The following is an 11,444-nucleotide window of genomic DNA, read 5'->3' as shown; positions in this document are numbered from 1 at the left end:
GATCACTCTGTCAAACCTTTGAAATGCAAGCATTTGCGCGTCTTCTACTATGTTTTAGATTAAATAATGTACATAATAATCAACAAGTGATATGATAAATGAACATACCTATGCAAATATGTTCAAAAGACCAATCCTATGCGAAGGGGTGAATATTTTGTTTAAATTTAATGATGAAAAAGGTCAATTAAAATGCTCCTTTTGTGGTAAAACACAGGATCAAGTTCGTAAATTAGTGGCTGGCCCAGGAGTTTATATCTGTGATGAGTGCATTGAATTATGCAATGAAATCATTGAGGAAGAATTAAATAATTCTGAGTTTGTTGACTTTGGAGAAGTACCAAAACCACAAGAAATTCTTCGTATTTTAAGCGATTATGTTATCGGCCAAGAACGTGCTAAGAAGGCGTTATCCGTCGCTGTATACAATCATTATAAACGCGTTAATGCAAATGAAACAAGTACAGATGAAGTTGAGCTTTCAAAAAGTAATATTTGTTTAATTGGGCCAACCGGAAGTGGGAAAACCCTTCTTGCTCAAACGCTAGCTCGTATTTTAAATGTGCCTTTTGCAATAGCTGATGCGACGTCACTAACGGAAGCAGGTTACGTTGGTGAAGATGTCGAAAATATTTTGTTAAAACTGATTCAGGCAGCTGACTATGATGTCGATAAAGCTGAAAAAGGCATTATTTATATCGATGAGATTGATAAAGTTGCCCGTAAGTCAGAGAACCCATCGATTACACGTGATGTCTCAGGAGAAGGCGTTCAACAAGCCCTTCTTAAAATTCTTGAAGGTACAGTAGCTAGTGTTCCTCCTCAAGGTGGCAGGAAGCACCCGCATCAAGAGTTCATCCAAATTGATACAAGTAACATCTTATTTATTGTTGGCGGCGCATTTGATGGTATTGAACAAATCGTTAAAAATCGAATGGGTGAAAAAGTGATCGGTTTTGGTACAGATAGCATCTCACTAAAAAATGAAGAAACTTATTTGTCCAAAGTTGTCCCAGAAGACCTACTTAAGTTTGGTCTTATTCCTGAGTTTATCGGTAGGTTACCGGTTATTGCAACACTGGAACAATTAGATGTACAAGCTCTAATCTCAATTTTAACCGAACCAAAAAATGCACTTGTTAAACAATATCAGAAAATGCTAGAGCTTGATAACGTTGAGCTTGAATTTGAACCTGAGGCGTTAAATGAGATTGCTAAAGAAGCTATTGAGCGTAAAACGGGAGCACGTGGCTTAAGATCAATTATTGAAGGTATCATGCTTGATGTTATGTTTGAAGTTCCAACGCGTGATGATATTGTAAAATGTATTATCACCAAAGAAGCTGTTTCAGGCGAATCTGAACCTAAGCTGCAACTCGACGATGGTTCAATTATTCCAATTAAGACATCTGCATAAATTAAATGAGCTGCTTGGCTACTATGCCAGCAGCTTTTTTAATAATAAAGTGTTTAACAAAGACGATTTCATGGGTATAAAATACAAATTTAAAGGCAATAAGTATATGTAGAAAATAATATATGCTATAATCTAACAATAACGAGTAAAGAGGGAGAGGTTTTAATTTAAATGGGTAAAGAGAAAAAGAAAGGGACGAAAGCACGTGTTATTTGGGGATGGATGAAAGTCATTTTAATCGCATTAGTTATTGCTTTTTGTATTCGCTATTTTTTAATTTCACCTGTCACGGTTTATGGCGATTCAATGGATCCAACCTTACATGACGGAGAGCATCTATTCATCAATAAAGTTTCATCTCCAAAGCGATTTGATATTATCGTTTTTCCAGCACCAGATGAAAAAAATGCTGAATATATTAAGCGAGTTATTGGGCTTCCTGGTGATAAGATCGAATATAAAGATGACGAGCTTTACATTAATGGAAAAAAATATAAAGAACCTTATTTAGATAAAGAAAAAGAATCACTTTCAAGCGGCCTTTTAACTGAAAGCTTTAAGTTAAGCGATTTACCAGCTTGTGGTGGCCTTAAAAAAGTACCTAAAGGCAAACTTTTTGTTCTAGGGGATAATAGACGAATCAGCAAAGATAGCCGTTATATTGGTTTTATCAAAGAAAAAACTGTACTTGGAAAAGTTATTTCTTTCGGAGATTCTTTACAAAAATAAATAGAAATGGCATAATGAATCTAACAGAAAATAAGTTTTAGCTTAGAAATAGATTACGAGAGGAAGCAAGATATGACAGATAAAGTGAAAACAAAGAAATCGATCACCTATCAAATTGTTAGTTGGTTACTTGTTATTGTAGTGGCTTTTGCGGTTGCAATGCTTGTTCGTACTTTCCTTGTTGCGCCAGTTAAAGTAGATGGAAGGTCAATGGAGCCAACTTACCAAGATGGCAATCATTTATTTATAGAAAAGATCACAAAGCCAGATCGTTTTGATAAAGTCGTATTTGATGCACCAACTTCAACTGGTGATGAAGGTTCATATTTCATTAAACGCGTTATTGGAGTTTCTGGTGATAAAATTGAGTTTAAAGATAGCAAGCTATACGTGAATGGTAAAAAATATAAAGAAGATTATTTAGCAAAAGGCATGCCAACTTATAGTCAACCAGGTTCAAACAGAAGTACATTTACTTTAAAAGATATCACCGGTCATGAGAAAGTTCCTAAAGGTAAGCTTTTCGTCTTAGGAGACAATCGTGAAGGTAGCATGGATAGCCGCATGTTCGGATTTATTGATGAATCTGCTGTTGATGGTGTAGTTATCAGCTTTTCAAAAAAATAGGTAAAAGAAAAGACTGGGATATAAAACGATTTAGCTATATTTTTTAAAAAGATATAGCAGCAGTGCAGGTGTTTCAAGCACAACAAATCGAGCAAAAGCGATCAGCTTACCGCCGATTTATTTCGTTTATATCCTGGTCCTTTCTGCATTAAGAAGAGTATTTTTTAGGGCGGTGAAAAGGATGAAAGAAAAAAACTTAAAAGCGCTATGGAGTTGGATATGGGCCGCAGTCGTAGCCATTATTATTGCTCTTTTTATACGTTTTTACCTTTTTATTCCTATACTCGTTGATGGTGTTTCCATGATGCCAACACTTCATAATGCTGATCGTGTGATTATTAATCGCTTTGGTAAAATTAACCGTTTTGATGTCATCGTCTTTCAAGAAGGTAAAAATAAGTATATTAAGCGAGTCATTGGGATCCCTGGTGATGTCATTGAATATAAACAAGATCAGCTTTATATTAATGGTAAAAAGTATAGCGAACCATATTTAAGCGATTACCAGAAGAAGATGGAAGACGGCCCGCTAACGGATGATTATAGTACAAAAGAGCAACTTCAAGAAGGCAAAATACCAACAAAAAGTTATTTTGTCTTAGGAGATAACCGACGTGCAAGTAAAGACAGTAGAATTATCGGACCGATTCCAAAAACAAAAATAATGGGCAAAGTGCAGATTGCTTACTGGCCTTTAAAAAATGCTAAATTAATAAAGTAGGGGAAAAAATGACAATACAATGGTTTCCAGGACATATGGCAAAAGCAAGGCGTGAAGTAACAGAAAAATTAAAATTAGTTGATGTGATTTTTGAACTTGTAGACGCAAGAATTCCATACTCTTCTTCTAACCCAATGCTTGAAGAAATTATTCATCAAAAAAAGCGAATAATTATTTTAAATAAAGCGGATACGGCTGATGATAAAAGAACCTCAGAATGGATTGACTATTTCCAAAGTAAAGGATTAAAAGCAGTGGCTGTAAACTCATGGCAAGGAAAAAACATGCATGCGATTGAACGTGCAGCCAATGAAGTCATGGCAGAGAAATTTGCAAGACTTCGCGAGCGCGGGATGAAGCCACGTGCAATTAGGGCGATGATTCTTGGCATTCCAAATGTTGGAAAATCAACGCTTATTAATCGACTGGCACATAAAAATATTGCAAAGACTGGAAATAAACCGGGCGTCACAAAAAGCCAGCAATGGATAAAAGTAGGTAAAACACTCGAATTATTAGATACACCAGGAATTCTTTGGCCAAAATTTGAAGACCAGTCAGTAGGTTTTAAGTTAGCTTTAACTGGTGCAATTAAGGATGATTTACTACATATGGAAGACATTGCATCCTTTGGCTTACAGTTTATCCAAGAGAACTATCCTGAAGCGTTAAAAAAATGGCTAAAAGTAGCCGATTTACCAAGTGACATCACTACATTGCTAGCTTTTATTGCTGAAAAGCGTAGTTTATTTGATCGCTATCATGAACCTGATTACGGAAGGGCTGCTGAACTTATGGTAAGAGAAATAAGGCAACAGAAATTGGGAAAAATGACATTTGATTTCCCTGAACATTTAGGTGAAGAAAATGGCTGAAGCAATGGATGTAATCAAAGAGAAATGTTATTTAGCAACAAGTGAAGCCGATTTAATTCCTTTTCTTGAAGATTCACGAAAAGGCGTTCAAAAACTAATCGAACAAACAAAAAAGCGCTTCGAAAATGAAAAGAGACAGCTTACTCAACTTGAAACAATGAAATTTCATGAAAAAGAAGGTTATGCAAAAGGATATCAATGGATTGCAGGTGTTGATGAGGTAGGACGTGGACCACTCGCTGGACCTGTAGTCGCAGCCGCAGTCATTTTACCAGAATCTTTTGCCATTCTTGGTGTGAATGATTCTAAAAAACTGAGTGAAAATCAACGTGAAAAATTATTCGATCTTATTTCAGATTGTGCAGTGAGTATTGGGATTGGAATCATTGCTAATGAAATCATTGATCAAGTAAATATTTACGAAGCAACCAAGCTAGCAATGAATGAAGCGCTAGCACAGTTGAGCCCGCAACCAGATTTTACACTCATTGATGCTATGCCACTTCATTATAGTGATTGTGAGCTTTCGCTAATTAAAGGAGATAGCAAAAGTGTTTCGATTGCTGCTGCTTCGATTATTGCAAAAGTAACACGAGATCGCTTAATGAAACAATATGACCAGCTATATCCCGGGTATGAGTTTGCTAGAAATATGGGTTATGGAACGAAAAAGCATTTGGAAGGACTCCAAATGTTTGGAAGTTGCCCCATTCATCGTTATTCATTTGAACCTGTAAAAAGTCATTTTATGAAAATATAGATCGATAAAAAAAGTTAGTTTATCGTTAAAAGAAGATTTCCAAAAGAAATCTTCTTTTTTATGGCTATGAAAACGTGATTTTTGCCATTTTACCATCTATTTAAAAGTCGTTATACTATTAAAAAGGAGTGAGCGGGTTGAATTTAAAAGAAAAAGAAACGTGGTTACATTTGCTTCATTTATCCAGTAGAAGGCGTGCATCGATTTGGAATTTTGCTTTTAAAAAACAACAATTCATATTTTCTGAAAAAGAATTCCGCAAGCTATTTTTAAAGCCAGAAGAAGCGCTTTATACAAAGCGTTTTAAGCGAGAAGAAATATGTGTATTTATTGGTGAAGCTGATTATCCGCCCCTTCTTCGAGAAATTTATTTAGCGCCACCTTTACTTTTTTTTAAAGGAGATATTAAATTGGCCCATAGACGTGCTATGTCGGTTGTGGGTGCTCGGGACATGAGCGATTATGGGAGACTAGCGACAAATTATTTCGTCCGTGAACTAGTTTCGGCTAATTATACAATCGTAAGTGGCTTAGCCATTGGAATAGATGCGCAGGCCCATCAAGCCGCCCTATTTAATGAAGGGAAAACAATTGCCGTATTAGGTAGCGGATTAGAAAATATTTATCCAGCGTGCAATCAAAACCTCAGTCAGAAGATAAGTGAGGTAGGGCTTCTTTTAAGCGAATATTTACCAAATCAAAAAGCAAGGCGCTGGCACTTTCCGGATCGTAATCGTATTATTAGCGGCTTAGCACTTGGTACATTGGTTATTGAGGCATGCGAACGGAGTGGCTCTCTTATTACTGCAATGAATGCACTTGAACAAAATCGTGAAGTTTTTGCTGTCCCTGGTAACATCTTTTCACCATTTTCTGACGGCACACATGAACTTATTCAACAAGGTGCAAAATTAATCTTTAGAAAAGAACATATAATGGAAGAATTGAATTATTTTTGTAGGTAAGTGATTTGACTTGCAATTCTCGTTTTTTTAAGATAAGTTTGCTAAGAAGTAGTAAAGGCAGTGGAGCATTTTCAAAAATTCCCATTGACAAACTGATTTGAAAGAGCTATCATTTACTACTGAATTATCTCATCGCTAAAATGTTGAGAAAAACGAGACCTAAAATAGCAGATAGAGACTCTATTTAGTCCGTTTATGACCCATACAGGGAGGAATTTAATTGGCAGATTATCTTGTAATTGTTGAGTCACCTGCAAAAGCAAAAACAATTGAAAAATATCTTGGTAAAAAATTTAAAGTAAAAGCATCCATGGGCCACATACGCGACTTACCTAAAAGTCAAATGGGCGTTGATGTTGAGCACGATTTTGAACCACGTTACATTACAATTCGTGGTAAAGGCCCTATTTTAAAGGAACTAAAGCAAGCCGCCAAAAAAGCAAAGAAAGTCTATCTCGCAGCTGACCCCGACAGAGAAGGAGAAGCGATTGCTTGGCACTTAGCAAACAGTTTGAATTTAGATCAAAATGATAAGTTACGCGTAGTTTTTAATGAAATTACGAAAGAGGCTGTCAAAGAATCTTTTAAAAGCCCACGTAAAATCGATATGGATTTAGTTGATGCCCAACAAGCACGCAGAATTTTAGATCGACTTGTTGGTTATAATATTAGCCCAATTCTATGGAAAAAAGTAAAAAAAGGATTAAGCGCCGGAAGAGTTCAATCGATTGCTCTTCGGCTTATTATTGATCGAGAAAAAGAAATCAATAACTTCAAGCCTGAAGAATACTGGACGATCGATGGCAATTTTAAAAAAGGTCGGAAAGCATTTCAGGGTAGTTTTTATGGCATCGATGGCAAAAAGAAAAAGCTTAAAAATGCAGAAGATGTAAAAGAAGTGATGTCAAAAATTAAAGGAAAAGAGTTTGACGTCGTTAATGTAACGAAAAAGGAACGCCTAAGAAATCCAGCTGCCCCTTTTACAACCTCCTCTCTGCAACAAGAAGCAGCACGTAAATTGAACTTCCGCACACGAAAAACAATGATGCTTGCGCAACAACTCTATGAAGGGATCGCTCTTGGGAAGCAAGGGACAGTCGGTTTAATCACGTATATGCGTACTGACTCGACAAGAATTGCTGATTCCGCCCAAGCAGAAGCTCATGATTACGTTGTTAACCAATTTGGAAAAGAATTTGCTCGAAATAAAAAGCGTACAGATAAAAATCAAAAAGGCTCACAAGATGCGCACGAAGCCGTTAGACCAACAAGTGTTCTCAGAGCTCCACAAGAGGTTAAAGAATATCTAAGTCGTGATCAATTGCGTTTATACAAGCTAATCTGGGAACGATTCATCGCTAGCCAAATGACTCCAGCTGTTCTCGATACAATGCGTGTCGACTTGGAAAATAATGGCGTTTCTTTCCGTGCAAATGGTTCTAAAGTAAAGTTTGCTGGATTTATGAAAGTTTACGTCGAAAGCAGCGACGATAATAAAGAAGAAAAAGAGAATATCTTACCTGAGTTAGAAAAAGGCGATAAAGTTACTTCAGAAAGCCTTGAACAGCGTCAGCATTTCACACAACCCCCACCACGTTATACAGAAGCACGGTTGGTTAAAACATTAGAAGAAATTGGTATCGGCCGTCCCTCTACGTATTCACCAACACTTGATACGATTCAGCGCAGAAACTATGTCTCTTTGACGAATAAACGCTTTACACCAACTGAATTAGGTGAAATCGTCAATGAATTAATCGAGGAGTATTTTCCAGAAATCTTAGATGTCAGGTTCACTGCAAACATGGAAGCAGAACTTGATGAGATTGAGCATGGGAAAGCAAAATGGGTAAAAGCAATTGATAATTTTTACAAACGCTTTGAACCAAACGTTGAACGTGCTGATAAAGAAATGGAAAAAATTGAAATAAAAGATGAACCAGCAGGGATTGATTGTGATGTTTGCGGAGCGCCAATGGTTTATAAAATGGGGAAATACGGTAAGTTCCTGGCATGTAGTCGTTTTCCAGAATGCCGTAATACGAAGCCAATTGTAAAAGAAATTGGTGTAACCTGTCCAAAATGTGGGAAAGGGCATGTGATTGAACGAAAAAGCAAGAAAAAACGTATCTTTTATGGCTGTGATCGTTATCCAGACTGCGACTATGTTTCTTGGGATAAACCAGTAGCGCGTCCGTGTCCAAAATGCGGCGAGCATGCTTTAGTTGAAAAGAAATTAAAAAAAGGTATCCAAGTTCAGTGTACAAATTGCGATTATAAAGAAGATACTCAAGAATAAAACAGCATCTTGTCAAGCTTTTAGGAGGAATTTTAGTGGAAAAAGTAACAGTAATTGGGGCAGGGCTTGCTGGAAGTGAAGCCGCTTGGCAACTAGCCAAAAGAGGCGTTCCAGTTGATTTGTATGAAATGCGACCGGTAAAGCAAACGCCCGCTCATCATACAGATAAGTTTGCTGAGCTTGTTTGCTCAAACTCACTTCGCGCCAATGGATTAACAAATGCGGTAGGCGTTATAAAAGAAGAAATGCGTGTGCTTGATTCCATTATTATGGAAGCTGCTGATCAGGCATCTGTTCCTGCGGGTGGAGCACTTGCAGTCGATCGACATCATTTTTCTGATTTCGTTACAGAAAAAGTAAAAAAACATCCTCTTGTAACAGTCTATACTGAAGAGGTCACTAACATTCCGGAAGGCCCTACGATTATTGCAACAGGACCGCTTACAAGCGAAATACTAGCTGAGCAAATTAAATCTCTTACCGGTGAAGACGATCTATACTTCTATGATGCTGCTGCGCCAATTATTGCAAAAGAAAGCATTGATATGGAGAAAGTTTATCTTAAATCGCGTTATGATAAGGGAGAAGCTGCTTATTTAAACTGTCCTATGACAGAAGAAGAATTTAATGCTTTTTATGAAGCGCTTATTACAGCTGAAACAACTGAATTAAAACAATTTGAAAAAGAAATCTTCTTTGAAGGGTGTATGCCAATTGAAGTGATGGCAAAGCGCGGAATTAAAACGATGCTGTTTGGACCGCTTAAGCCAGTTGGATTAGAAAACCCAAAAACGGGAAAAAGACCGTATGCTGTTTTACAACTTAGACAAGATGATGCGGCAGGGACACTCTACAATTTAGTTGGCTTTCAAACGCACCTTAAATGGGGCGAGCAAAAAAGAGTCTTTCAGATGGTTCCTGGGTTAGAAAATGCAGAAATTGTTCGCTATGGTGTTATCCATCGCAACACCTTTATCAATTCTCCAAAAGTATTACTTCATACTTATCAATTAAAGGCAAGAGCGGATTTGTTTTTTGCCGGGCAAATGACAGGTGTTGAGGGGTATGTAGAATCTGCTGCTAGCGGACTAGTTGCTGGTATTAATGCTGCAAGATATGTTACCGGCGAAAAACCCATCTCATTTCCTGAAGAAAGCGCAATGGGAAGCATGGCTCGATATATTACAAGTACGAGCGCAAAAACATTCCAACCAATGAATGTTAATTTTGGACTTTTCCCTGAACTATCTGAAAAAATAAGAGCGAAACAAGAAAGAAATCAAAAATTAGCGGAAAGAGCCATAACAGCCATAAAAACACTTGCGGAGGAGCTATAAAACAACTATAATAAGTAATGGCTAGACCCATTGTCTAGCCATTACTTCATTCATTAGTTTGTGAGAGAGTAAACAGTAATCATTTTTGAATACTTGCTGTCATTAAAATTCAATTTTTTCAGTTATGAAGAAATAGTCTTTATTCATTCTGGATTAATTGGAAATGTTTCGAAAAATGTGTAAATTAATTGCAACTCAAGTTGAGTTGTGCTAATATGGTAGTGTTTGAAAGGTGTGACGATTTTGAAAGACTTGAATTCTTTGATAGAAGATTTTATGCAATATCTTCTAAATGAGCGAAATTATTCACAAAATACTGCACTTGCTTACAAACAAGATATTCTGGAATTTCAAACTTTTTTAATAGAACAAAACGCTAACTTTCAAAAACTTGACTATATTGAAATACGAATTTACTTAACGATGCTTAAAAAAGCAAGGTTTTCACGGAATTCTGTTGCTCGCAAGCTTTCTGGATTACGGAGCTTTTATACTTATTTATTGCGCGAAAAGCAAGTAGAGAATAATCCATTTTTGTCTATATCTCATGCAAAAAAGCAACTTAGGTTACCAAAATTCTTTTATTCAGAAGAAATGGAAGCATTATTCCAGGTGGTTTATGAAGATGAAAGGCCACTTACACTGCGAGATCGAGTTTTACTTGAATTATTATATGGTACTGGAATTCGTGTTTCTGAATGTGCGGGCGTGTTACTTACAGATATAGATAGATATTATCAAGCGATCTTAGTTAGAGGAAAAGGGAATAAGGAACGTTATGTACCTTATGGGTCCTTTTTAGAAGATGCCATCGCATGCTATTTAAAAGCAGGACGACAAGAGCTTATGGAACCGTTTCACAAGTCTCATCAGACACTAATTGTTAATCATTATGGTGACCCATTAACGACAAGAGGAATCAGATATTGTTTAAATAAAATCATCGAACGAGCTTCACTTACAAGAAAAATTCATCCACATATGTTAAGGCACACGTTTGCAACGGATTTGTTAAATAATGGAGCAGATATGAGAACGGTGCAAGAGCTTTTAGGACACGCCAGTCTTTCATCTACCCAAATTTATACACATATCACAAAAGATCATTTAAAAGCAACCTATATGAAACATCATCCAAGAGCATAATAGTAGGAGGCGAAATAAGTTGGAGATGCATGCAACAACTATATTTGCTGTTCAGCATAATGGAAAATGCGCAATGGCTGGAGACGGACAAGTGACGCTTGGGGAATCAGTAATCATGAAGCATACAGCAAGGAAAGTTCGACGGCTATTTCATAATAAAGTAATCGCTGGCTTTGCTGGTTCTGTAGCAGATGCTTTTACACTTTTTGAAAAATTTGAAACCAAGCTAAATGAATATAATGGTAATTTAGAACGGGCTGCGGTTGAACTTGCTCAGCAGTGGCGTAGCGATAATGTTCTTCGGAAATTAGAAGCGATGTTGATTGTAATGGATGAGGAGACTTTATTGCTTGTATCTGGTACAGGAGAAGTTATTGAACCTGATGATGGCATCCTTGCTATTGGTTCTGGAGGAAATTATGCTTTGGCGGCTGGTCGAGCGCTTAAAAGGCATAGCGCTAAACAAATGGAAGCTAAAGACATTGCAAGGCACGCTCTTGAAATTGCATCAGAGATTTGTGTTTTTACAAATAACAACATCATTGTAGAAGAGTTATAAAGGAGTGAT

Annotated in this window: 11 protein-coding genes; all 11 read left to right on the top strand. The window is 36.9% G+C overall.

The features are described 5' to 3' along the window. The first annotated feature begins 157 nt into the window (after positions 1–157). Positions 158–1,417 (top strand): ATP-dependent protease ATP-binding subunit ClpX, encoded by a 1,260-nt coding sequence (gene clpX / locus G6Q10_RS04835; protein ID WP_163653571.1) that lies wholly within the window; start codon positions 158–160, stop codon positions 1,415–1,417. A gap of 171 nt (positions 1,418–1,588) precedes the next feature. Continuing rightward, positions 1,589–2,146 carry a type I signal peptidase SipX gene (gene sipX, locus G6Q10_RS04830; protein ID WP_163653569.1) on the top strand — a complete coding sequence of 186 codons (558 nt, stop codon included), beginning with the start codon at positions 1,589–1,591 and terminating at the stop codon, positions 2,144–2,146. A gap of 72 nt (positions 2,147–2,218) precedes the next feature. Beyond that, a complete protein-coding gene (gene sipY, locus G6Q10_RS04825) occupies positions 2,219–2,773 on the top strand; it encodes a type I signal peptidase SipY (protein WP_163653567.1) in 555 nt (184 codons plus the stop codon). A 181-nt stretch (positions 2,774–2,954) separates the two neighbouring features. Then, on the top strand, positions 2,955–3,494 hold the full coding sequence (sipZ, locus tag G6Q10_RS04820; RefSeq protein WP_163653565.1) for a type I signal peptidase SipZ: 540 nt from the start codon (positions 2,955–2,957) through the stop codon (positions 3,492–3,494). Between the two features lie 8 nt (positions 3,495–3,502). Further along, entirely contained in the window at positions 3,503–4,369 is an 867-nt protein-coding gene (ylqF, locus tag G6Q10_RS04815; RefSeq protein WP_163653562.1) for a ribosome biogenesis GTPase YlqF, read from the top strand. After that, positions 4,362–5,129, top strand: a complete 768-nt coding sequence (locus G6Q10_RS04810; protein ID WP_163653560.1) for a ribonuclease HII — start codon at positions 4,362–4,364, stop codon at positions 5,127–5,129. The genes ylqF and G6Q10_RS04810 overlap by 8 nt, the downstream gene beginning before the upstream one ends. A gap of 137 nt (positions 5,130–5,266) precedes the next feature. Continuing rightward, positions 5,267–6,094, top strand: a complete 828-nt coding sequence (gene dprA / locus G6Q10_RS04805; RefSeq protein ID WP_163653557.1) for a DNA-processing protein DprA — start codon at positions 5,267–5,269, stop codon at positions 6,092–6,094. A 220-nt stretch (positions 6,095–6,314) separates the two neighbouring features. After that, complete coding sequence (gene topA / locus G6Q10_RS04800; RefSeq protein ID WP_163653554.1) at positions 6,315–8,393, top strand: type I DNA topoisomerase; 2,079 nt, start codon at positions 6,315–6,317, stop codon at positions 8,391–8,393. A 35-nt stretch (positions 8,394–8,428) separates the two neighbouring features. Next, positions 8,429–9,730: an FADH(2)-oxidizing methylenetetrahydrofolate--tRNA-(uracil(54)-C(5))-methyltransferase TrmFO gene (gene trmFO, locus G6Q10_RS04795; protein WP_370519512.1), complete on the top strand. Its 1,302-nt coding sequence runs from the start codon at positions 8,429–8,431 to the stop codon at positions 9,728–9,730. 243 nt (positions 9,731–9,973) lie between these two features. Continuing rightward, complete coding sequence (gene xerC, locus G6Q10_RS04790) at positions 9,974–10,876, top strand: tyrosine recombinase XerC (RefSeq protein WP_305068098.1); 903 nt, start codon at positions 9,974–9,976, stop codon at positions 10,874–10,876. A gap of 19 nt (positions 10,877–10,895) precedes the next feature. Beyond that, on the top strand, positions 10,896–11,435 hold the full coding sequence (gene hslV / locus G6Q10_RS04785) for an ATP-dependent protease subunit HslV (protein ID WP_163653548.1): 540 nt from the start codon (positions 10,896–10,898) through the stop codon (positions 11,433–11,435). Positions 11,436–11,444: the final 9 nt, after the last annotated feature.

This window comes from Listeria sp. PSOL-1, assembly GCF_902806445.1.
Lineage (GTDB): Bacteria > Bacillota > Bacilli > Lactobacillales > Listeriaceae > Listeria.
Note: the sequence above shows the minus strand (reverse complement) of the source record. Positions and strands in the feature narration are given on the sequence as shown.